The sequence below is a fragment of the Burkholderiales bacterium genome (genome assembly GCA_015075645.1).
Lineage (GTDB): Bacteria > Pseudomonadota > Gammaproteobacteria > Burkholderiales > Casimicrobiaceae > VBCG01.
The window spans coordinates 47,071-70,055 of the sequence record JABTUF010000001.1; the positions used below are offsets into that span (position 1 = coordinate 47,071).

A 22,985-nucleotide genomic window follows, 5' to 3' on the forward strand; every position below is an offset into this window, starting at 1 on the left:
CACCGGATTCCCGTCCGGGGACCACCGTCAACGCGGCGACGGATCCTCCGCCACCTGAACCAGCGCCTTGCCGATGCTTTGCCCGGAGAGCATCCGGATGAACGCCTCGGGCGCACGCTCGATGCCCCGGACGACATCCTCGCGATGGACGAGCGCGCCCTCGCGAATCCACTCGGAACCTCGGCGTCGCCACTCCGTCATGCGATGCAGGTTGCGCCGCACGCTGAACGCCTTCAACGTCGCCTGGGCCGCCAGCAACGGACGAAGATCGTGGCCGCGCGCGTCTGCCGCACCGTACTCGGCGACGAGACCGCAGAGCACGATCCGCGCGTCGCGGGCGAGCAGTCCGTAGACCGCGTCGGTGACAGGCCCGCCGGTGTTGTCGAAGTGGAGATCGACGCGACCGGGGCATTCGCGCGCGAGCGCCGCACCGACGTCGGAGTCGCGGTGACTCACGCATGCGTGAAAGCCGAGGTCCTCGACGACATGCCGGCATTTCCGGGGATCCCCCGCGACACCGACCACACGCGCGCCGAAGATGCGCGCTAGCTGTCCCGCCACCGACCCGACGGCTCCCGCTGCGGCGGACACCACGACGGTCTCTCCGCTGCGTGGTTGCCCGAGGTCGGCCATCCCGACCCAGGCGGTGAGGCCCGGTGCCCCGAGCACGCCGAGCGCGGTCGAGATCGGCGCGAGCGTCGCGTCGACCGATTCGAGGGCATCGGCCGGCGCGACGGCATGCGTCTGCCAGCCCGTCTCCCCGCACACGATGTCGCCGGGCGCAAAGCGCCGGTCGTTCGACGACACGACCTCGCTCACCGCGCGTCCGATGACGGTCGCGCCCGGCCGCGCCGCGGTCCCGTAATTGCGCGCCCCGGCCATCCAGTTGCGCTGATACGGATCCATCGACAGCCAGATCGTCCGCAACAGCACTTCCCCCGCCCCGACCTCGGAAGACGGATCCTCGACGAGTGCGAAGTCCGCGGGCTGCGGCTCGCCCTGCGGAATGCGCGCGAGCGCGACGCGACGGTTCGTTCGCGTGCCCATGGCCGGCCGCGGCGGCGCGCCGACGCTCTATCTGGCCTTGAGACCCAGGCCCTGGAGGACGGTCGCCCAGCCGTCGAACTGCCCGCGGAAGAACACCTCGAACTCCTCGGCCGTGCCTCCGATCGGAGCGACTCCCGCGTCGGTCATCTTCCGGCGCATCTCCGGTTCGCGGATCGCGGACATCGTGGCCGCCCCGATCTCGCGCGCGACCTCGGGCGGTGTGCGTCCCGGAACCATTACGCCCCACCAGAACGACATCTCGAACGGCACCCCGGCCTCACGCGACGTCGGCACGTTCGGCAGGCCGGGAATCCGCTGCGGTGCGAAGACCGCGAGCGCCTTCACCGTTCCGGCGTTGATGTGCGACTTCGCCGACGGCTCCGCGCCGGGCATCACGTCGATGTGCCCGGCGATCAGATCGGTGAGCGCGGGACCCGCACCCTTGTAGGGGACGTGCGTCATCTCGATGCCGGCGGCCCGCGCGAACATCTCCATCGTCAGGTGATGGACCGTCGCCGCCCCCGGCGTGCCGTAGTTGAGCTTGCCCTTGTTGGCCTTCGCGACCGCGATGAAGTCCGCGAACGTCGACAGGTCGGCCCGCTTCCCCGTCGACAGGAGCAGGATCGGCAGCGAGCCTACCTGCGACACGAGTTTCAGGTCGGTGCGCCAGTCGAACGGCATGTCCTGCAGATGCGGAAGCAGCGACAGCGACTCCGAGCCGAACAGGATCGTGTAGCCGTCGGCCGGGCTCTTCGCGACGAAGTCCGCGCCGAGAATGCTCCCCGCGCCGGCCTTGTTCTCGACCACGACCGGCTGGCCCCATCGCGCCGAGAGCCGCTCCGCGAGCATTCGCGCGAGGATGTCGGTCGTCGCGCCCGGCGCGAACGGGACGACGAGCTTGACCGGCCGATCCGGAAACGCGGCCGCGGCGCCTCCGGCCATCGCCAACGCGAACACGCCGAATACCAGGATTGCGACCCGCCTCGCCCATCCGTCCATGTCTGATCCCCTTCGTTGTGCGGGCGTCGAGCGACGCCCGCCGGTGTCACCTGTCGCGGTTCGCGCTCAATTCCGTTCGAGTCGCAGGACTCCGAGGTAGCGACTCGTCCCCAGCGTCACCGCCGCGCGCGCCTCGCGGAACCCCTCGGCGCGCACGACCACCTCGTACGCGCCGCTTCCTTCCTCGAGTCCATCGCACTTGAATTCGCCGAAGTCGTCGCTCTTCGCCGACGCGACGACGCGGCCGTCCTTCGACACTTCGACCACCGCCCCGGCAACGCAGTCGTCCACGTCGTTCGCGCGGGCGATCAGCGTCCCGCCGACGAAACACGCGGTGTAGCGCTGCAGGTTCCGGTAGAACACCCGCGGCCGCGTGCCGTACTCGGGATGGAGGACCTCGAAGCCTTCGTCGGCGACGCGCCGGGCCAGCGCGGCGTCGTCGAGCCTGGCCGACGTCATCGCGCCGGTCGGGCAGGCCTGCACGCAACGCGGCTCGCTCCAGCCGCGATCGAGGAGATGCGCGTCGAAGATCCACTTCTGCGGCAACTGCGCCTCCTCGTTCCACCAGATGGCGCCGTAGGGACACGTGTCTACGAGCTCACGGCGGCCACGCGCCTTGTCGGGGTCGATGATGACGATGCCGTCGGAACGGCGGTGGACCGCGCCGTCCGGCGACGCGGTCACGCAAGGCGCGTCCTCGCAGTGGTTGCACATCGTCGGCAGATGCGCGACGTCGACCATCGGCGCTTCGCCGCGCTCCCGGGTCGAGATCGCGATCCACTCGTGGCCGTGCCTGGGCTGCGGCGCCGCATACCCCGGGTAGGCGTTGCCCACGTGCTCGTCCTTGCACGCGATGAAGCAGTTCCGGCAGTTGTGGCACTTCGCGACATCGACGAACAGCGCCCACTTGCTGGTCATCGGGATACCCCCCCGGGCCCGGCGTTCATGGCCGTTCTCCGTTCCACTTCTCGATTTCGATCAGGCAGGAATTGGGCGCCGATGCGCTCGTCTTCTCGGTCTGCCAGCGGGTGGGCGCGAGGAGGTTCACGCACCCACCGCGATCGGTCGAGTGCCCCGGCTCGCCGATCGGATCGTAGACGCCCGACGACGCGTAGGCCTGCACGACTCCGGGAGGAAGTCGCTCGGTGAGCGCCGCCGCGCAGATCACGCTGCCCCGGTCGTTGTGGAGCCGCGCCAGGTCGTGGTGCGCGAGGTCCCGCGCCCGGGCGTCCTTCGGGTTCATCCGCACGACCCAGTAGTAATAGCCGTCGATCAGGACGCGATGCTCGACGACGTCGTTGATGAACGTGTCCTTGCCGTCGGTGTGCGTGTGGAAGCTGTAGCGGGGATGCGGCGTGATGAGCTGCAGCGGAAAGCGACGGTAGAGTTCGGTCGTGCGCCTGCCCTCCCACGAGGGGATGTAGCGATTCACCGGCGGACGTCCGGGGTCGTCGAACATCTTCAGGCTGGATGCCTCGAACTCGATCTTGCCGCTCATCGTCTGCAGCCCCTCGCGGAACCGGTGACCGTAGCCCGCCGGCAACGGATGCGGCTCCGGCACGTCCTTGCGCCGCCCTTCCGCGAACCACCGCATCGCGTTCGGTTGCGGCGTCCTGGACGTGTCCTCGGGCGGGACCACGTAGTAGCCCTTCCGCAGGAACTCCTCCCAGGAGATGCGCGCCGGCAGGTCGGACGCCTCGAACTGCGCCCGGCACCAGTCCAGCTCGGTCATGCCCTCGCTGTAATAGGTGCCGAGTCCCAGTCGATGCATGATGTCCAGGAAGATGCGGTAGTCCGAGCGCGACTCGCCGAGCGGCTCGATGCACTTGTGCTGGATCGAGATCACGCGGTGGTTGAGCTGGCCGTTGTTGTGGTGCGAATAGCCGCCCGCCACCGTCCACTCGCCGATGTCCCAGCGCTCGAAGTTCGTGCATGCCGGCAGGATGACGTCGGCGAACTTCGACTCCCCTTCGTGCCAGATCGACTGGTTGACGACGAATTCGAGCTGGTCCGATCGGTAGGCGTCGGCCAGCCGGTTCGACTCCTGCACCGTGCCGAAATGGGAGCCGCCGTACTTGTACATCATCCGGACCCGCGAATGTCCCGGCGCCGGGTAGTGGAAGCGCATGAACTGGCCGTTGATCGACTTGGGGTCGATCGGATAGCCGTGCGCCTCGCCCTCGAGGATCGCCTCCGCGATCCGGTTGCGGGTGATCCGCTGCGCCACGACGTTCATGCTGGGGAGCTGCGGTTGACGCTGATAGAGCTGGACCGCGGCTCCCGTCGTCTCGACGTCGCCGGACAGGCCGCCTTCGCCGTAGCCGGGAAAGTAGAAGTTGTAGTCGATCGGCGCGCCGTACTGCAGATTGCCGAAGTTGATCCCCGGTTTGCCGAGACCCTGCATCGCCATCAGGCAGACCATCGCGCGCGCCCACTGCGAGCCCGTCGCGGATCGGCAGGCGCCGCCGAACGCCGTGCCCTTGCCTCCGGCGCCGAGGTACGTCCTGCGCGTGCCCCACTTGCGCGCCAGCGCGCGCACCGTGTGCGCCGGCACGCCGGTCTCGGACTCCTGCCACTCGGGAGTCTTCGGGACGCCGTCCTCGACGCCCAGCACGTAGTCGCGGTACTTCTCGAACCCCGTCGTGCGCTCGGCCACGTACGTCTTGTCGTAGAGTCCCTCGGTCATCCACACGTGGGCGATCGCGTGGGCGAGCGCGGGATCCGTTCCCGGCACGATCGGAATCCACTTTCCGCCGAGCAGCGACGCCGTGTAGTTGAGATGCGGATCGATGTGCACCATTTCGATGCCGACATCGCGCGCGAACATCCTGCGCAGCGTGCCCTCGAACGCCCCGTAGGATCCGCCGGTGGACTCCGGGTCGCTCGACCAGAACACGATCAACTCGGCCTGCTGCAGGCAGTCGTCCAGCATGCCGTAGGGCTCGGCCGCGCCGAGCCGCATGCTGTACCCGTAGTGGTGCGTCGCGCCCCAGTACCAGCCCTCCCAACTGTCCGGGTTGATCACCATCTTCGTGTAGCCGATGGCGTTCATGAAGCGATTGAACGCGGAGACGTAGCAGCCGATGTTGCCCCAGGTGTGGTGCGAACTCTGACTGCTCATGATCGCGCCGTGCCCGTGGACGCGCTTGACCCGGCGGATCTCCGACACGACGATGTCGAGCGCCTCTTCCCACGAGATGCGCACGTACCCCGACTTGCCGCGGTTGGCGCAGTTGCGCTCGCCGTCGGGATCGAAGTCGACGCGCTTCATCGGGTAGAGCAGGCGATCCTTCGAGTCGACCATCGACTTCGACGCGAGCGTGTGCGCCGTCGTCGTCGTCCGGCGGGGCGGGGAGAAGGTGTGCCCGCGCGCCTCGAGCGACCACGACTGCGGATCGCGCTCGTCGAAGTCGATCGGAGTCGTCCGCACGATCCTGCCGTCCTTGACGTAGACGAACACCGGACCGCCGTTGGTCGCGTTGCAATACCGGGTCTCGCCGTGCCCGGCGTCGACGCCCGACGTCCAGCGGATCGACCGCAACAGGCTGAGCGTCTCGGTGAACCAGCAGGCGAGCTCGTCGTCACCGGCGACCTCGACCGCGAAGTTCTTCGCGAAATTGACCGCGTCGGCGCGAATCGAACCCGGCTTGAAAATCCGCCACGCGACGTCGGCATCCTTGAACGTCAACACGACGTCGGGCGCCGGATGGATTCCCGCGCCCGAGCGCACGCGCGAGCCGCCGAACGCGTAGTGGCGGGCGGGGCCGGCGGGGTCGCGCATGCGGAGCTGGACGATGCGCGCACGCTCGGCGAGCCGCGCCGCGAATGCCGGATGGCGCAACGCAGTCAGGTTCATCGCCCATTCCGCGCCCTTGAGCGCCAGTGCCACCTTCATCGAACCTCTCCCTTCATGCCGGTGTCGTCGGCGCTCCGCGCTCGCGCGCGAAGCGACCCCGCGCCGCGCGAAAGATCCCGCCATCCCTCAGTTGCCGCGCCTCGGAGGCGGTCGTGATTCCGACGGTGACCTCGAATGCCCGTTCGAACCCCGGGCGGCTCGCACGCAAGCGCGCAGGCGCCCCCGCATCGAGTGCCGCCTGGAGGCCTTCGATGTCGAAGACCTCGGAGCCGTCCAGCCCGAGTTCGCGCCAGCCCTCCCTCGCCGCGAACACGAGCGGCAGGATGCCCATGCCGACCAGGTTCGCGCGGTGGATGCGCTCGAACGACGTCGCCAGGACCGCACGCACGCCGAGCAACGCAGGCCCCTTCGCCGCCCAATCCCGGCTGCTGCCGGAGCCGTATCGCGCGCCCGCGACGACGATTGCGGGGACGCCCCGCGCACGGTAGGCGTCGGCCGCTTCGTGGATCCGCACGAGGTCCCCGCCGGGCAGCATCCGCGTCCAGCCGCCGAAGCGGTCGGGCACGAGAAGGTTGCGAAACCTCGCGTGCGCGAAGGTCGCCCGACGCATCACCTCCGGGTTGCCCCGCCGCCCGACGTAGGTGTTGAACCGCTCGGGCGCGACCCCGAGGCCGATCAGGTAACGCCCGGCCGCGCTGTCGACCGGAATCTCGCCGCCGGGGGAGATGTGGTCTGTATTCACCGAATCGCCCAGCAGGCACAGGACGCGCGCGCCCGTGATGCGGTCGGCGAACGCATCCGCATCGCCGTCGAAGAACGGTGGCCGCACCAGATAGGTCGACTCGCGGTCCCACGCGAAACACGATCCTCCCGGCGCCTCGAGCTGCCTCCACTGCGCGGTGCCGTCATGGAGCGTCGCGTAGACGTCCGCGAACAGTCCCGGTTCGAGCGCCCGTTCCGCGCATGCCGACACCTCGCGCGGATCGGGAACGACGTCCGCGTAGTACACCGGGACGCCGTTCCGATCGAGGCCGAGCGGATCCCGGGCGAGATCGACGTCGATCCGGCCGGCGATCGCGTAGGCGACCACCAGGTGCGGCGCTCCGAGGTACGCGGCGCGCACGAGGCGGTGGATCCGCCCCTCGAAATTGCGGTTGCCGGACAGCACCGCCACCGCGACGAGTCCCCCGCGCTCGATCGCGTCCGCGACCGCTGCGTCCAAGGGGCCCGACTTGCCTCCGCAGGTCGTGCATCCGAAGCCCACGACCGAGAAACCGAGCGCCTCGAGCGGCTCGAGCAGGCCGAGCGTGGCGAGGTACCGGGGCACGGCCCGCGATCCGGGCGCGAACGAGGTCTTGACCCAGGGCGAGGGCGAGAGCCCCCGTGCACGCGCGTTCCGCGCGAGCAGTCCCGCCGCGATCACCGAGGCCGGATTCGACGTGTTCGTGCACGAGGTGATCGCCGCGATGGCGATGAAACCGTGGGTGAGCGTCGTCCGCGCGCCACCGACCGTGCATTCTACGCGGCGGTCGTCCGCCGCCGCGTATCCGTCGTCCGCGAGACTCCGGGCGAGCGCCGACGAGAAGCTCTCCGGGAGGTCCCGCAATGCCACCCGGTCCTCGGGTCGACGAGGACCCGCCATCGCCGGTTCGAGCGCCGAGAGGTCGAGCTCGAACGATGCATCGTAGTCGGGCAGCGGATCGCCGGGCTCCCGGAACAGGCGCAGCGCGCGCGCCACCGCCTCGGTGCGCGCGACATCCTTCGCCGCTCGCCCGGTCGCCTGCAGGAACGCGAGCGTCGCCCGGTCCACTGGAAAATAGCCCATCGTCGCGCCGTACTCGGGCGCCATGTTGGCGATCGTCGCGCGGTCGGGAACCGGGAGCGCGTCGACGCCGTCCCCGAAGAACTCGACGAACGCCCCGATCGGCGCCTCTCGACGCAGCAATTCGGTGACCGCGAGCGCGATGTCGGCGGCCATCACGCCGGGCCGCGGAGTCTTTGCGAGTCGTACGCCGATGCAGGGCGGCTTCGGCACCACCAGAGGGTCCCCGAGCAGCACCGACTCGGCCTCGATGCCGCCCACGCCCCACCCGACGACGCCGATCCCGTTGACCATCGGAGTGTGCGAATCGGTCCCGACGACGAGTTCGGCCCCCACGACCGGTTCGTCGAAACGCGTGTCGAAGGCGATCGGGCCGGCGAGCTTCTCGAGCTGGATCTGATGGATGATTCCGGTTCCCGGCGGCACGATCCGGAGGTCGTCGAACGCCTGTCCCGCCCACTTGAGAAACCGGTAGCGTTCGGCGTTGCGGTCGAACTCGCGGTCGAGATTGCGCGCGATCGCGTCGGGAACGCCCGCGACGTCGACCTGCACCGAATGGTCGACGATCAGGTGCACGGGCACCGCGAACCGCACGCGCTCGGGATCCGCGCCCGACCGCGCCGCGACATCCCGCAATGCGGCCAGATCGGCGAGCAGCGGCAGTCCGCTCGAGTCCGGCATGACCAGCCGCGACACGGCGAGCGGCAGGATCGTCCCGAGCGGGGCGGCACGCCAGTCGGCGACGGCGTCGAGCCGCTCCTCCTCGCACTCGCCGCAGGCGACCTGTCGCATCAGGTTCTCGAGGACCGCCCGCGCGGCGAAGGGCACGCGGCGGACGTCGACCGCGCGCTCCGCGAGCCACCCGGCGACATCGGCGACGAGCAGCGCTTCACCCGTTCCCGCGACGCGGGCGAAGCGCCCGGAACGCGTCGACCGGCGGGCGGGAGACGGCACCGCAGCGCCGAGCGCGGCGCTCCCGCTCCCGGGGACGGCGGATCGCGATTCGACCGTCGCGGGCACCTCAGCCCTTCTGCGACGCCTGGAATGCGGCGATGCCCGCCTCGGCCACCGCATGATCCTCGTCGGCGGCACCCGACGAGATGCCGACCGCGCCGACGATCTGGCCGTCGACGACCACCGGCACTCCGCCACCCAGGATCGTGAAGCGGCCCTGGAACTGCGTGTGCAGGCCGAACGCGGGGCCGGTCGGTCCGGCGACGTTCTTGTAGTCGCGCGTCGCCCGCCCGCCGCCCGAGGACGTGAACGCCTTGTTGATCGCGATCTCGACCGACGAGAACTTGGCGCCGTCCATGCGGCGGAAGGCGATCAGGTGGCCGCTCTCGTCGACGACGGCCATGTCTTTCGGGGTGCCCACCTCGATCGCTTTCGACTGGCACGCGTCGAGGATGAGTTGGGCGTCGGCGAGGCTCAAGCGCTTGACAGTCAGCACGTCGGGGCTCCGGTGGGAAGAACGTGAAGGGAAGGCAGGCGTACGGGCGCGTTCAGGTCGTGGGTGAACGCCGTTCGAGCATCGCGAGGAGTTGCTCGTCGCCGATGGGCTCGCTCTGCCCTTCGGCGGTCGAGCGCACATCGGCGGCGAGCGCGTCGATCAGCGCGTCGTCTCCGACATTCACGCCCAGTTGACCCAGGCGCGCGCGCACCGCGTTGCCGCCGGACAGACGCCCGAGTCCGATGTGCCGGCGGTTGCCGAACGTCGCCGGCGCGACCGATTCGTACGCCGACGCGCCCATCGAGACGCCCATCACGTGGGCGTCGAGCTTGTGCGCGAAGGCATGGCTGCCCACGATCGCCTTGTGTGGCGGCACGGCGACCTTCGACACCGACGCGACGAGCGCGGCGAGCGCGCTCATCCGCTCGAGCTTCGCTCCGGTGGGGACGCCGTAGAGGACCTCGAGGCTCGCCGCGAGCTCCTCCAGCGGAGCGTTCCCGGCGCGCTCTCCGACGCCCAGCACGGTGCCGTCGAGGATCGTCGCTCCCGCCTCGGCCGCCGCGATCGTGTTCGCGAGCGCGAGGCCGAAGTCGTCGTGGAAATGGACCTGCACCGGCACGCCCGACACCTCGACGGCGCGGCGGACGAGGAACGCTGTCGCCCGGGGGTGGAGCGCACCGACGGTGTCGGCGACCGTCACGCGCTTCGCGCCCGCGTCGACGACGGCCCGGTAGACGGACTCCAGGAAGCCCAGATCGGCCCTACCGGTGTCGGTCGGCGCGAAGCGGACGTTGGGTGCACGTTCACAGGCGTAGCGCACCGCCTCGACCGTTCGGACCAGCATCTGGGCGCGCGAGACCTTCTGCACGATCGACAGCCGCAGATCCGAAACCGGATAGATGAGGTCGATCCAATCGGCGCCCGAGTCCACGGCCCGGTCGATCTGCTCGCGCCAGTCCTTCTGGAACACCTGCGTGACCGCCTCGACCGTCCACGAAGGAAATCGCTTGCGCAATTCGACGATCGTCTTGAAGTCGGTCTCGGAACGCCCCGGGTAGCCGGCTTGCACCTGGGCGATGCCGGCGTCGTGGAGCGCCTCGGCGATCCTCAGGCGCGAATCGAGGTCGAAGTTGACTTCGCTCGCCTGCTCGCCCTCGCGCAGCGTGCAGTCGTTGAGGACGACCCGGGGCGCGAACGCCTGTCCGGCGCGCACGTCCGGCATGGTGTTGATCTTGCTGACGGCGGCCTGCATCGTCGATCTCCTCCTCGCGTCGCGCGTCACGGCAGCGAGATGCCGCCGTCGACCGCCCAGGTCTGTCCGGTGACGAACGCGGTCCTGGACGACGCGAGCAGGACGACGGCGCTCGCGACGTCGTCGGCCGTCGCGATGCGACCCAACGGAACGGCGGCGATCTTGGCGGGCTCGTAGGCCGGGTCCCGGAAGAGGTCTGCGGTCATGGCGGAGCGTACGGCGGTCGGCGCCACCGCATTCACCCGCACCGCGGGCGCCAGTTCGAGCGCGAGGATGCGCGTGAAATGGATCAGCGCCGCCTTCGACACTCCGTAGGCCGCTCCGGTCTTCGCCGCCAGCATGCCGTTGATGCTGGCGATGTTGACGATCGTCCCGCCGCGTGACTTCATCGGCGCGCCGAACACCTGGCAGGTGCGCCAGCATCCGCCGACGTTGACGTCCATGATTTCGTCGAGCGCCTCGTCGGTGCAGTCCATCGCGCTCGCGCGGATCTGCAGGCCGTGCGAATTGACGAGGATGTCGATCGGGCCGTCCTCGACCACGGTCGCGGCCGCCCGTTCGATCGACGCGCGGCTGCGCACGTCGCAGACCAGCGTGCGTACGCCGGGGAGCGGCTCCGCGGGGGAGCTTCGGTCGAGCGACCAGACACCGACGCCCTGCCCGGTGAGCATCCGGCAGACGGCGGCACCGATCGCCCCGGTGCCACCGGTCACGACGGCGCGCCGGCCGGCGAGACCCAGGTCGAACGGTGCGGTCGCGGGCGCGGACGGCATCATGCCGAGGCGGTTTCGCGCGCCGCTGCCGACGGGCGCGCGGCGACCCTGGGCGCGGCCGCGTAACCGAGCGCGAGCGCCCGCAGCCGCACCGACGCGCCCGGCGCGACCCCGATCATCGCCGCGCCTTCCGCGCCGATCCACACGACCTCGGATGCGATCGCATCGTTGTACCGGACCCACGCCCGCAGCGGCGCTCCGACCGGGACCACGATCTCGATCGGGGCGCCTTCGATCAATCCCGCCCGCGTCGCGGCCGCCGGATGCATCTGCACGTAACGGCGGCCGTGCACGTACTCGCCGCCGGCCGCGCCGTGCGCGGCGACCGTGAACATGCACCGTTGCGCGTCGAGCGACGCGCGCCTCGAGGCGGTCGCCGCCCCATCCACCGAGCCGTCGGCCGAGAACACCACGCCGTAATGATCGGACGCCGCCGCCGCGCTGACGAACCCCAGCCGGCAGTCCTCGCGCACTCGCTCGGGATCACGGGCCAGCGGATCCCCGTATCCGCCGCCGCCCGCCGAACGCATGAGGACGACGTCGCCGCGCACGACCGGGCATCCGGTCGCCTTGCCCGGGATCTTGCCCGGTTGCCGCTCTTCGCCGGCGTGCCGATAGGTGAAGCTGTTCGGCGCCCCGGCCTCGCCGCCGTGCAGGCCGAACGGCGGGATGATGCAGCGGTCGGAGAGCACCGAGTAGGTGGCGCGCTCGATCGCGACGCGAACGTCGCGCTCGATCCCGAGTCCGCCGCGCATCGTCCCCGGGCCGCCCGAATCGGTTCGCATCGCCGTTCGTTCGATGACGAGCGGCAGTTCGTTCTCGATCGATTCGACCGGCTGGATCGACGAAAAGTCGCCTTCGTCGAACGAACGGAACGCCGACGAGCCATCGGCCTCCCGATACCCGCCGGTGCCTCCCGCCGGATACTCGTAGAAGATGAAGTGCGAGTTCGTCTCCGGGTTGAGTCCGCCCACGTAGCAGTGGTTGGCGCTGCCCTTCACGTCGCCGGCGATCGCCTCGGGCAGCGCGCGCGACAGCGCTCCCATCACGACCGACTGCGTGCGCCGGCGGATCTCCGCGAATCCCCCGCACGCCGCCGGGAAGCGGGCGTTGAGGATCGTGCCTTCCGGCGCGGTGACGCGCATCGGACGAAACGCCCCCTGATTCACCGGCAGGTCGGGATCGAGCACGGTCTTGAGGATCGTGAACACCGCCGTCGTCGTGACGGCGAGCGACGCGTTGATCGGCCCGGCGACCTGCGGTGCCGTTCCGGTGAAGTCGACGTGGACGTCCGTGCCCTCGATCTCGATGCGCGTCTTGAGCAGCACCGGCTCGTCGGTGGTCCCGGACGCGTCGAGGTAGTCCTCGTAGACGTACGAGCCGGCCGGAATGCGCCCGATCAGATCGCGGATCTGCGCCTCGGTCCGGTCGAGGATGACCCCGATCGCCTCCAGCATGCGCTCCACGCCGAACTTCGACGCCATCTCGCCGATGCGCCGTTCAGCCGTGCGGCAGGTCTCGATCATCGCCTGCAGGTCACCGCGGCGCTCCGGCTCGACCCGCATGTTCGCGAACATCAGGTCGGCGACGCCGCGCACCAGCTTGCCGCCTTCGTAGATCTTGATCGGCGGAATCCGCACACCCTCCTGGAAGATCTCCGTCGACGTGCCGGACAGGCTTCCCGGCGTCATGCCGCCGACGTCCGCCCAGTGCGCGCGGATCGCCGGGAACAGCAGCAGCTTCCCGTCCACGAACACCGGGCAGATCACCGCGACGTCGTTGAGGTGCGTCCCTCCCGAGTACGGATCGTTGATGAGGATCACGTCACCGGGATTGATGTCGTCGCGGAAGCGCTCGATCGCGATGCGCACCGACCACGGCAACGGGATGATGTGGCCGGGGTTGTCCTCGGACTGGGCGACGGCCTCCCCGCGCGCGTTCATCACGACGCAGGAGAAGTCGCGCGCCTCGTAGAGCACCGACGAGTAGGCGACCCGCGCCAGCGTCGCGCGCATCTCCCGCACGATCGACACGAGCCGTTCCTGGATGACTTCGAGAGTGATCGGGTCGACCATCGTCAGGCCCCTTTCGCCGCGCCCTCGGCGCGGACATCGACAACGAGATTGTGCTGCGCGTCGATCGTGAACGCGTCCCCGGGGCCGACGACGGTCGTCGCGCCGAGTTCCTCGACGATCGCCGGTCCCCGGATGCGCGTGCCGACCGCGATCCGGTAGCGATCGTAGACCGGACAGTCGGTCCAGCCGGTGTCCCGGAAGTACACGCGCCGCCGCTCGAGCACGCCGTCCGCGCTCGACGTCGGATTCGCGGCCGGAGGCGCGAGCCGCGCGAGATCCGCCTTCTCGATCGCGCCGACCGCCATCACGCGCAGGTTGACGATCTCGGTGGGCGCGACGCGCTTCGTGTGGCCGTAACGTTCCGCGTACATGGCGAAGAACGCGTCGTCCAGCGTCTGCGGAGACAGGTCGCCGAGGTCGGCCGGAACCGGCAGCTCGGACTTCTGGCCCACGTAGCGCATCTCGGCCGTGCACACGGTCCGGATCGCGTCACGACGCACGCCGTCGCGTGCGAGATCCTCGACCGCCGCGGAAGCGAGGTCCTCGAACCGGGTCGCGAGACGGGCAGGATCGAGGCCGGACGTGCGCGCGAGCAGCGTCTCCGACCGCTCCGACACGACGTCGGTCACGAGCAGCCCGAAAGCGCAGAGATTGCCCGGCGCGGGAGGGACGACCACCCGCGGGATCGCGAGGTCGCGGGCGAGATCGCAGGCGTGCATCGGTCCGGCGCCGCCGAACGCGACCAGCGCGAAATCCCGCGGGTCGTGCCCGCGCTGGATCGAAATCTCCCGGATGGCGGACGCCATCGTCACGTTGACCAGACGCAGGATTCCCTCCGCCATCACCTCGCGCGAGAGGCCGACCGCGTGCCCGAGCTCGTCGACGACCGCCGCCGCCCGCTCCGGCTGGATCCGGATCTCGCCGCCCAGGGCGTAGCTCGACGACAGCCGCCCGAGGACCAGATTCGCGTCGGTCACCGTGGGCGCCGTGCCGCCCTTGCCGTAGCAGGCCGGACCCGGATCCGCTCCGGCGCTGTGGGGTCCCACCTTGAACGTCCGACCTGCGACGACGCTGGCGATCGACCCCCCGCCGGCGCCGACGGTCTTGATGTCGATCATGTGGGTCTTGATCGGCAGGTTCGAGATGCGCGTCTCGGCCGTCCGCACGACCTTGCCGTCGGCGATCAGCGCGACGTCGGTCGACGTGCCGCCCATGTCGTAGGTGATCAGGTTCCGGAAGCCCGACCGCTCGGCGACGTGGATCGCGCCCATCACGCCCGCGGCGGGACCGGACAGGAGCGTTTCGACCGGATAGCGCCGCGCCGTCGAAGCGCGCATGAGGCCGCCCGACGACTTCATCATCTCGATCGGCCCGCGGAAACCCGAGTCGGCGAGACGGCCCTCGAGCCTCCCGAGGTAGCGGTCCATCACCGGCATCACGTACGCGTTGAGCGCCGCCGTCGAGAAGCGTTCGTACTCCTTGTACTCGCGCACGACGTCGGCCGACGTCGTCACGTGGATCGACGGTGCCCGTTCGCGCACGACGGCTGCCGCGCGTTCCTCGTCCGCGGCGTCCAGATAGGAGTGAAGGAAGCAGATGGCGATCGCCTCGACCCCCTCGGCGGCGCACGCCTCGACGGCGGCGCGCACGTCGCCCTCGTCGAGCGGTACCGACGGCTCGCCGTTGACGAACCGGCGCTGCCGCACCTCGAAGCGCAGCGGCCGCGCGACCAGCGGCGCGGGCTTCGCGAGCTTCATGTCGTAGACCTTCGAGCGGTTCGTGCGCCCGATCTCCAGCAGGTCGCGGAAACCGGCGGTCGTGAGCAGCGCGACCTTCGCGCCCTTCCGCTCCAGCACGGTGTTGGTCGCGACCGTCGATCCGTGCGCGAAACGGCGGATCCTGGCGGGATCGACGGCGAGGCGCGCGAGCCCGCTGAGGATGCCGATCGACTGGTCCCGGGGCGTCGACGCGGTCTTCGCGACCTCGAGTCGCCCCGCCGCCCGGTCCAGCAGCACCAGATCCGTGAACGTGCCCCCTACGTCGATGCCGATCTCGATCATTCCGCCGTCCTCAAAGATCCGCGAGCGCCGCGTCGAAGCGCTCGACCAGTTCGTCCACCGTCGCGGCCGTGTGCTGGAGGCTCACGAAACCGCGCGCGCCGGTGATGTGGACGCCTCGCTCGAGCAGTCCGTTCCAGACGCGCTTGCGCAGCGCCTTGTCCTCGCCCAACGCATCGCGCACGTTCGCCACGTCGCGATCGTCGAAATGCAGGTGGAACAGCGGACCGACGCCGAACACGCGTCCGGGCACACCCCTCCGCGCGAACGCGGCGGCGAGCCCCGCGCGCGCGCGCGCGCCGAGCTCGAAGAGCGCGTCGTAGGCGCCGGGGCGCCGGAGCACGTCGAGCGTCGCGGCTCCGCCCGCCGCCGCGACGGCGTGGCCCGCGAACGTTCCGGCGAGATAGACCGGCGCCCGCGCCGTCTTGCCGAAGAGCGCGTTCATGATCTCGCCCGGACCGCCGATCGCGCCGTTGGGGTAACCCGCCCCGATGATCTTGCCCAGCGTCGTGAGGTCCGGCCGGACGCCGTAGTGCTCCTGCGCTCCGCCCGGTCCGAAACGAAAGCCGGTGACGATCTCGTCGAAGACGAGCAGCGCGCCGTGTTCGCGCGTCAGGTCGCGGACCGTCTGCAGGAAACCCGGTCGCGGCTCGATGAAGCGCTGAAACGGCTCCATGATCACGCACGCGATCCGGTCGCCGTGGTCGGCCATGATCCGCCGCAACGCGTCGCCGTCGTTGAACGGCGCAACCAGGCAGAGGTCCTGGATGGCGGCCGGGATGCCGGGGCAATCCGGTATCGGGCGCGTGCCCGGCGGACGGGTCCTGTCGGCCGGCCCCAGCGTCGCCAGCTTGTTGCTGAGCGACACCATGTCGAGATGGCCGTGGTAGGCCCCTTCGAACCGGATGATCAGGTCGCGTCCCGTGTACGCGCGCGCCATGCGTATCGCATGGAGCGTCGCCTCGGTGCCGGACACCACGAATTTCACCGACTCGATCGACGGAACCGACGCCACGATCCGCTCGGCGAGCTCGATCGCCGCCTCGTTCATCGCGCCGAAGTTGCCGCCGGCCTCGACCTGGCGACGCAGCGCCGGCAGAACCTCGGGATGCGCGTGGCCGGCGACGAGCGCCCCGGACGACAGGTGGAAGTCCAGGTACTCGCGTCCGTCGACGTCGAAGATCCGGTCGCCGGCACCCCGCGCCATCACGACGGGGAAGGGACGCGTGTCGGCAGCGGTGAGGCGCGCGTCGGGAAACGCCGCCGCGGCCCGCTGCGCGAGCGCCGTCGTGCGCGAGGAGTCGCCTCGTCCGATCCCGCGTGCCATCGCGAGGGCCCCCGCAGTGTCCGTCATGGTCATGTGCTCCTCGTCTGCCGGCGTCAGCCGCGCCGATGGTCAGCCCGCGCCGGATTCGGCGCGGCGATCGCACGAACGACCGGCGCGGCGGTGGTGCGCATCACTGCGCCGTGATGCCGGCATCGCGCACCATCTTTCCCCATCGGGCGACTTCCTTCGCATGGAACGATTCCGCTTCCGGCAGCGGTTTGAACCAGATGTCGAATCCCGCCACGCGAAGCTTCTCCACGACGTCCGGTGCAACGACGAACTCGGCGAGCGCGTCGCTCCATTGCTGGAGGATCGGTCGCGGCGTGCCTGCCGGCGCGAACAACGCGATCCATGTGTCGGCGGACAGCGTCTCGTAGCCGAGTTCCGCGAACGTCGGCATGTCGGGGAAGGCCGGCTCGCGCTTCTCGCCGGAGATCGCCAGCCCGCGGACCTTTCCCGACTGGAGGAAGGCGACGGCGCTGCCGTAGCTGGCGGTCATGAAGTCGACGTGGCCGGCGATGACGTCGGCGACCGCCGGCGCCGCTCCCTTGTAGGGCACGTGCGTCGCCTGGATGCCGGTGCGCGCGCGCAGCGCCTCGCTCACGAGATGCGACGCCGACCCCTGGCTCGACGACGCGTAGTTCAGCGGCCTCGCCTTGCCGGCGGCGATCAGATCGTCGAACGTGCGCACCGATGAACCGGCCGGAACGATGACGACGTGCCGCGTGCGCACGAGGAACGCGATCGGCTGCACGTCCCGGATCATGTCGAAGCCCGGCTTCGCGAACAGCGAGGCGTTGGTCGCATGCGTCTGGTTGTTGCCCAGCGTCAGCTCGTAGCCGTTCGGCGCGGCGCGCACCCCCGCCTGCGTGCCGATGAGCCCGGACGCCCCGGCCATGTTCTCGACGACGATCGGCTGCCCCCACTTGGCGCCGACCTTCTGGCCGACGAGCCGCGCGACCACGTCGGTCGTGCCCCCCGGAGGAAACGGCACGATCATGCGCACGGGTTTCGTCGGGTAGGGCGCGCTCTGGGCGAACGCGGGCGCCGCGACGGCGAGGCAGGCCGCGAGGAACGACAGCAAGGAGACGCGATGGCATCGCTTCATCTGCGGGATCTCCGTGTGGCAACGATCGCCGCGGAGGTCGCGGCGCAGGTTGTATTAATTAGCATACATGTTGTCCGTCGCGATCGCAATCCCCATCCCCGGGCCGTCAATGCGGCTCGCGAAGTACTTCGATGCGCCGGTGGTTCCAGTCGTCGAGATCGGTTTCGGTCGCATCGATGAGGAACTTGCCCGGCTTGACTCCGGGCGCGTGCGGTCCCGGGAACATGAACCGCTCGACCTCTCTCGCCCGTTCGACGATCGCCCACAGCAGATCGGGCGCGGAGAGCGCCCTCACGTCGCGGTTGACCGCCACGAAGCCGCGGACGCTGGAGATCTTCCACAAGCGCTCCGCGAGTTCGGCCGGCCGGTAGCCGTCCGCCACCACGAGCACCGCGAGCCGTCCGCCGGCGTGGAACGGCAACTCGTACCGGAGCAGGCCCGGCGTGTCGCGGCGCACCCGCTCGAGGACGGCGCGCGGCCCCAGCGTCACCAGCTCGATGTGCTCGCGCGACACGCCGCCGGAGATCGAATGGAAGCGCGGCTCGCGCCGCACGCGCACCGCGTCGACGAGGCACACCGGATTGCGCTCGCGTACCGAATAGAGCCCCTTCTGGTCGCCGACCGGGCCTTCCCGCTCGAACGAAGGCACGATGCGTCCGGTAAGCACGTATTCGGTCGATACCGGCAGCGGCAGCGGGTCGTCGGTGAACGCGAGTCCGCCGCCCGCCAACGACTGCGCGACCTCGAGTTTGTCGACGCCGTCCGCGACGCCCACGCAGGCCATCAGCGTGACTTCGGCGGGCGCGCCGACGAGGACGGCGACGTCGAGCGCCTCGCCCCGGCCGACCGTCGCCTCGACGATGCTTCGGATGCGCGCGGTCGCCGGATTGACCAGGAGCTTCGCGCCGCCCACGATCGACATGCGGACGAAGCACAGGTGGTGGTCACCCGACGCCGGGTCGCGCGCGAGCAGGATGCCGGACGTCAGGTACGGCGTGACGTCGTCGCGGCTGTAGCGCATCGCGGGCAGCAGGCGCACGAGATCCGGCGCGTTCGTGACCTCCCAGTCGTGGCGAAGGTTCGATCGACGGACGATCGGCGCGGGATCGGCGAGGGCGCGGTCGAGCCGGGCGAAGAGCTCCGGATAGCTCCTCGCCGCCAGCGATCGGCACACGCGCCTGCGCGAGCCGTAGAGGTTGCCGACGATCGCCGCGTCCGTGTCGTCCACGCGGCGGAACAGCAATGCGCGATTGCGTCGCCGCTCCTCGCCACGCACGCGCGCCGGAATGCCGGCGCGGAGGACCCGCTCCTCGATCTCCGCGACCTCACCGGCGTCGTCGCACACTGCCAGCGCCGACCTGAAGTCCATCGCCCCTCCGTCTCGGATGCCGTGAATGTCCCCGCCCCGGGGTGTCCCGGGGTTCGGCCGATCGGCGCCGGGATGCGCCGAGGCCGCGCGCGCCCGACCCTCAGGCGGGATCGCCCAGCGTCGGATTCCCGACCGGGACGAGCACCCGGTCCTCGATCGCTCCGACCAACGCGCCGTGCGCCTCCCGCGTCGTGCGCTTGACCTCGAGCCACTGCGCATCGGCGAGGAACGCCGTCCACGCGCTGCGCATCGTCTCCTCGTCGGGCCACGCCAGGAGGTAGGCGAACTCGCGACGCCGCGCCGTGCGTGTCTCCCAGGCCGCGAGGAGCCTGAAACCGTGCCTCGCCATGATCGGCGCCGAATGCGCATCGAAGCGAGCGAGGAACGCCTCGCGATTGCGATCGAAGATCTCGTAGATGCGGAGCTGGTGGATCATCGCGCTGCACGGACGGTTCAGCCCGCGCTCGCTCCGGTCATCCGCACCGCATCGGACCAGACCTTTCGTTCGCGCGCGAGCAGTCCCTCGGCCGCCTGCGCGTCGACGTTCGCGACCAGACTCGCCTGCTTGCTCAACTCGGCGGCATAGGCGGACGTCGCGATCGCCGCCCCGAACGACTTGCGCAGGGCCGAGAGCATCGGCGCGGGCGTCGCCGCAGGCGCCACGGCGGCGAACCACGTCGGCGTATCGAGGGTCGGGAACCCGGATTCGACCAGCGTCGGAGCATCGGGCAGCACGGCCACCCGCGTCCCGGTGCTGACCGCGAGCGCGCGCAACTGACCGCTCCGCACGAGCGGGACCGTCGTGGACGCCCCGATGAACGAGAAACCGATCCTGCCCGACAACAGGTCGGCGCGCTGCGGCGCGGCACCCTGATAGGGCACGTGGAGGAACTTGACGCCGGCCACCTGCGCCATGACCTCCACCGTCAGATGCGATTGCGAGCCGATGCCGTTCGACCCGTAGGAGATCTGACCCGGGCGTGCGCGCGCGAGATCGAGGAGTTCAGCGAGGCTGCGGGCCGGGACCGCCTCGGGATTCGAGACCAGCACGTTGGGGAAGCTCCCCATCATGCCGACCCAGGCGAAGTCCTTCTCCGGATCGTAGGACAGGCTCGCGTAGAGCGCCTTGTTGATCGCGAGAATCGCCTGTCCGGCCACGAGGAGCGTGTGGCCGTCCGGCGGGCTGCCGGCGACGTATGCCGCAGCGATGTTGCCGCCGGCGCCCGGCTTGTTCTCGACGAGCACCTGCCCCTCGAGCTGCGCGGCCAGCGCTGTCGCCGTGGCGCGTGCCAGCGTATCGGCAGGGCCGCCCGCCGCGAACGGCACCACCAGCCGGACCGGCCGGCCCGGAAAGGCCTGCGCGCCCGCCCCGCGCGCGAGGGCCAGCGCCGTCCCCGCGAGCCCCCAGCACAACAGGTCGCGGCGCGAGACCGTTGCGACGCCCTGCGCCGGCTGTGCCCCGCCTCCGTCCATGATCGGCTCCTCTCCCCGCCTCGCCGCCGTTCGCGCCCCCGGCGCCGGCCAGCGGCGCCGATGCCGGGCTCGCGTCCGGACGGACGCGCGCGGTCACCGGCGCCGCGTCAAGTTGTATTACGAGTAATACATCTTGCCGAACCTTATCGGGTCCGCCGGCGCCGGTCAAGCACCGCGGTCATGCCGCCGTTCGAACGACGGGCGCCAGGCCCGCCTCAGACCCGACCTCGGGCCGCAGGCATGTTCATCGCACGCCCGCTGTGGTCTCGTCGCTTGCCTCGGCCCTCGCCTCCCGCCCGGCGTCCTGCTCGCCTTCTCCGCCGACCGACGAATAGGCCTCCGGATCGACGCCGAGCGCCTGCAGCACGAGTTGCTCGTGCATGGCGATCAGCTTGCGCTGGCTCAACGCCCCGTTCGGGCGGTACCAGTAGCCGACGCCGGTCAGCGCGGCGATGATCATGAACGACGTCACCTTCGCGTCGGGGACGCGGAAGACGGACAGCTCGATGCCCCGCGCGATGATCTTGCGCAGCCGGCTCTCGTACTCTCCACGCAGTTGGGTGACGAGCCGGTAGTTCTCCTCCGTGAGCGAGCGCAGTTCGGTGTTTCCGATGATCACTTCCATGCGCCGGCGCGTGTGGAACAGGATGTGCAGGCGCACGAACGCCCGGACCTGGTCGATGACGCCCTCGAGCGGCCGGACCTGCTCGTCGAACTCCCTGAGCAGCTCTTCCATCACGTCCCGCAGGAGGTCGCGCAGCAGATCCTGCTTCGAGCCGAAATAGTTGTACAGCGAGCCCGCCTTGATTCCGCACTTCGCCGCGAGATCGCGCAGACTCATCGACTCGAAGCCATGCGTCGCGATCAGCTCGATCGCCGCTTCGCGGATGGCTTGCCGGGTAATCGCACCGCTCGTGCCTGCCTTGCGCATCGTCGTGCCTCGATGGTTGTCGTGGGATCGGTCGCCGCTTCTCTGCTCGCGTTGGCGGCGTTCGCGTCGTTCAGGTGCGCTGCCCGCCCTCGGGCGGACGGAAGTACATCGGGTAGTACCGCTTCACCGTCTCGCCGTCGCTCGCGAGCGCATGGCAGGCGTCGATCTCGGGCGGAGGCCCTTCCGCCGCGCCCCGTGGCGTACGGGCCGGCCGCGCGAGGTGGATCTCGTCTCGCACGTGCCACGCGGCCTGCGTGAACGCCACCGCCATCGCGGCGACGAGGTCGCTCAGGTGGCGACAGCCTCTCCTGCCTCCCAATCTCGTCTGCAACTGCCGCCGGAAGCCCGGCGCGATGGCGAGCCCCTCGAGGCTCGCATAGGCCGCGCCGATGTCGCCGCACACGGCATAGGGACCGCGCTCGGTGATCGCCTGTACTTCGCGGATCGTCAGGCTCCGGTCGACCGTCATCCGAATGCGCATGTCGTGAAACGGCTCAGCGGCGGGGATGCGCCCGCGATCTCCCACCTCGACGTCGTAGGACTTGACGTCGGCGAGCCGGCCCTCGACCTCCCACAGGCCGTCCGCGCGCTCGAACACGTCGCACACGACGTCGCGCCGGTGCATGTGCCGCCGGGGCGCACGTGGGTCCGGTTCGGGCACCTGGCTCATCGCCCAGTGTACTTCGGCGCGCGCTTTTCCACGAACGACGCGATCCCTTCGACGGCGTCGTCGGACAGCATGACACGCCGAAAGGCGATCCGCTCGTACTCCAGCGCCGCGTAGAGCCCCATGTCGCGCCCCCGCCGCGCGACCTGCTTGGTCACCCGCACGGCGACCGGCGCGTTGCGCCCGATGATCTCCGCCTTCTCCATCGCCCGTTCGAGCGCCTTGCCGGCCGGCACCAGTTCGCTCACCAGCCCCACGTCGTACGCCCTGCGCGCGTCGATGGTTCCTCCGGTCAGCAGCATGTCCATCGCCACGGCGTCCGGTATCAGGCGAGCGAGCCGGGTGACGCCGCCCGCTCCGGCCATCACGCCGCGCCGCACCTCGGGCAGTCCGAACACCGCGTGGTCCTCGGCGATCCGCAGATCGCAGGCGAGCGCGAGCTCGAGGCCGCCGGCGAGGCACATGCCGTTGATCGCGGCCACGATCGGCTTGTTGGTCGGCGGCTCGCGCGACAGCCCCGCGAACTCCCCGGTGTCCGATTCGGTGCGGGCGTTCTCCGTCAGGTACGGCAGCAGCGTCCCGATGTCCGCACCGGTACAGAACGCCTTGGGCCCGGCGCCGGTGATCACGACGGCGTACACCTCGCGCCGCGCGTTGACCTCGCTCCAGACGGCGCGAAGCTGCGCATCCATCTCGCGGGTGACCGCGTTCATGGCTCCCGGGCGGTTGAGCGTGATTCGCGCGGTGCTTCCGACGACTTCGAACTCGATCGACATCCC

The 22,985-nt window shown here is 70.1% G+C and carries 18 protein-coding genes; all 18 read right to left on the reverse strand.

What is annotated here, in order from left to right:
* Positions 1-27: 27 nt before the first annotated feature.
* On the reverse strand, positions 28-1,047 hold the full coding sequence (locus HS109_00210; protein MBE7520791.1) for an NADP-dependent oxidoreductase: 1,020 nt from the start codon (positions 1,045-1,047) through the stop codon (positions 28-30).
* Positions 1,048-1,074: 27 nt separating this feature from the next.
* On the reverse strand, positions 1,075-2,046 hold the full coding sequence (locus tag HS109_00215) for a tripartite tricarboxylate transporter substrate binding protein (protein ID MBE7520792.1): 972 nt from the start codon (positions 2,044-2,046) through the stop codon (positions 1,075-1,077).
* Between the two features lie 66 nt (positions 2,047-2,112).
* On the reverse strand, positions 2,113-2,964 hold the full coding sequence (locus tag HS109_00220; protein MBE7520793.1) for a carboxypeptidase regulatory-like domain-containing protein: 852 nt from the start codon (positions 2,962-2,964) through the stop codon (positions 2,113-2,115).
* A 25-nt stretch (positions 2,965-2,989) separates the two neighbouring features.
* Positions 2,990-5,941, reverse strand: coding sequence for a molybdopterin-dependent oxidoreductase (locus HS109_00225; GenBank protein MBE7520794.1), 2,952 nt, complete (start codon positions 5,939-5,941; stop codon positions 2,990-2,992).
* Between the two features lie 13 nt (positions 5,942-5,954).
* Complete coding sequence (acnA, locus tag HS109_00230; protein MBE7520795.1) at positions 5,955-8,678, reverse strand: aconitate hydratase AcnA; 2,724 nt, start codon at positions 8,676-8,678, stop codon at positions 5,955-5,957.
* Between the two features lie 67 nt (positions 8,679-8,745).
* Positions 8,746-9,174, reverse strand: a complete 429-nt coding sequence (locus HS109_00235) for a heme-binding protein (protein MBE7520796.1) — start codon at positions 9,172-9,174, stop codon at positions 8,746-8,748.
* 52 nt (positions 9,175-9,226) lie between these two features.
* Positions 9,227-10,426 carry a hypothetical protein gene (locus HS109_00240; protein MBE7520797.1) on the reverse strand — a complete coding sequence of 400 codons (1,200 nt, stop codon included), beginning with the start codon at positions 10,424-10,426 and terminating at the stop codon, positions 9,227-9,229.
* A gap of 26 nt (positions 10,427-10,452) precedes the next feature.
* The gene (locus tag HS109_00245; protein MBE7520798.1) at positions 10,453-11,199 is read right to left on the reverse strand and encodes an SDR family oxidoreductase; all 747 of its coding nucleotides are present in this window, start codon (positions 11,197-11,199) and stop codon (positions 10,453-10,455) included.
* Entirely contained in the window at positions 11,199-13,274 is a 2,076-nt protein-coding gene (locus tag HS109_00250) for a hydantoinase B/oxoprolinase family protein (protein ID MBE7520799.1), read from the reverse strand. The genes HS109_00245 and HS109_00250 overlap by 1 nt, the downstream gene beginning before the upstream one ends.
* Before the next feature lie 2 nt (positions 13,275-13,276).
* Complete coding sequence (locus HS109_00255; GenBank protein ID MBE7520800.1) at positions 13,277-15,334, reverse strand: hydantoinase/oxoprolinase family protein; 2,058 nt, start codon at positions 15,332-15,334, stop codon at positions 13,277-13,279.
* 10 nt (positions 15,335-15,344) lie between these two features.
* On the reverse strand, positions 15,345-16,685 hold the full coding sequence (locus HS109_00260) for an aminotransferase class III-fold pyridoxal phosphate-dependent enzyme (protein MBE7520801.1): 1,341 nt from the start codon (positions 16,683-16,685) through the stop codon (positions 15,345-15,347).
* Between the two features lie 103 nt (positions 16,686-16,788).
* Entirely contained in the window at positions 16,789-17,766 is a 978-nt protein-coding gene (locus tag HS109_00265; protein MBE7520802.1) for a tripartite tricarboxylate transporter substrate binding protein, read from the reverse strand.
* Between the two features lie 106 nt (positions 17,767-17,872).
* Complete coding sequence (locus HS109_00270) at positions 17,873-19,135, reverse strand: UbiD family decarboxylase (GenBank protein ID MBE7520803.1); 1,263 nt, start codon at positions 19,133-19,135, stop codon at positions 17,873-17,875.
* Between the two features lie 100 nt (positions 19,136-19,235).
* Complete coding sequence (locus HS109_00275) at positions 19,236-19,571, reverse strand: NIPSNAP family protein (GenBank protein MBE7520804.1); 336 nt, start codon at positions 19,569-19,571, stop codon at positions 19,236-19,238.
* Between the two features lie 17 nt (positions 19,572-19,588).
* On the reverse strand, positions 19,589-20,608 hold the full coding sequence (locus HS109_00280) for a tripartite tricarboxylate transporter substrate binding protein (protein ID MBE7520805.1): 1,020 nt from the start codon (positions 20,606-20,608) through the stop codon (positions 19,589-19,591).
* 244 nt (positions 20,609-20,852) lie between these two features.
* Positions 20,853-21,539, reverse strand: coding sequence for a TetR/AcrR family transcriptional regulator (locus tag HS109_00285; GenBank protein ID MBE7520806.1), 687 nt, complete (start codon positions 21,537-21,539; stop codon positions 20,853-20,855).
* 70 nt (positions 21,540-21,609) lie between these two features.
* Positions 21,610-22,209: a DUF2889 domain-containing protein gene (locus HS109_00290; GenBank protein ID MBE7520807.1), complete on the reverse strand. Its 600-nt coding sequence runs from the start codon at positions 22,207-22,209 to the stop codon at positions 21,610-21,612.
* Complete coding sequence (locus tag HS109_00295; protein ID MBE7520808.1) at positions 22,206-22,982, reverse strand: enoyl-CoA hydratase/isomerase family protein; 777 nt, start codon at positions 22,980-22,982, stop codon at positions 22,206-22,208. Before HS109_00295 ends, HS109_00290 begins: the two co-directional genes overlap by 4 nt.
* Positions 22,983-22,985: the final 3 nt, after the last annotated feature.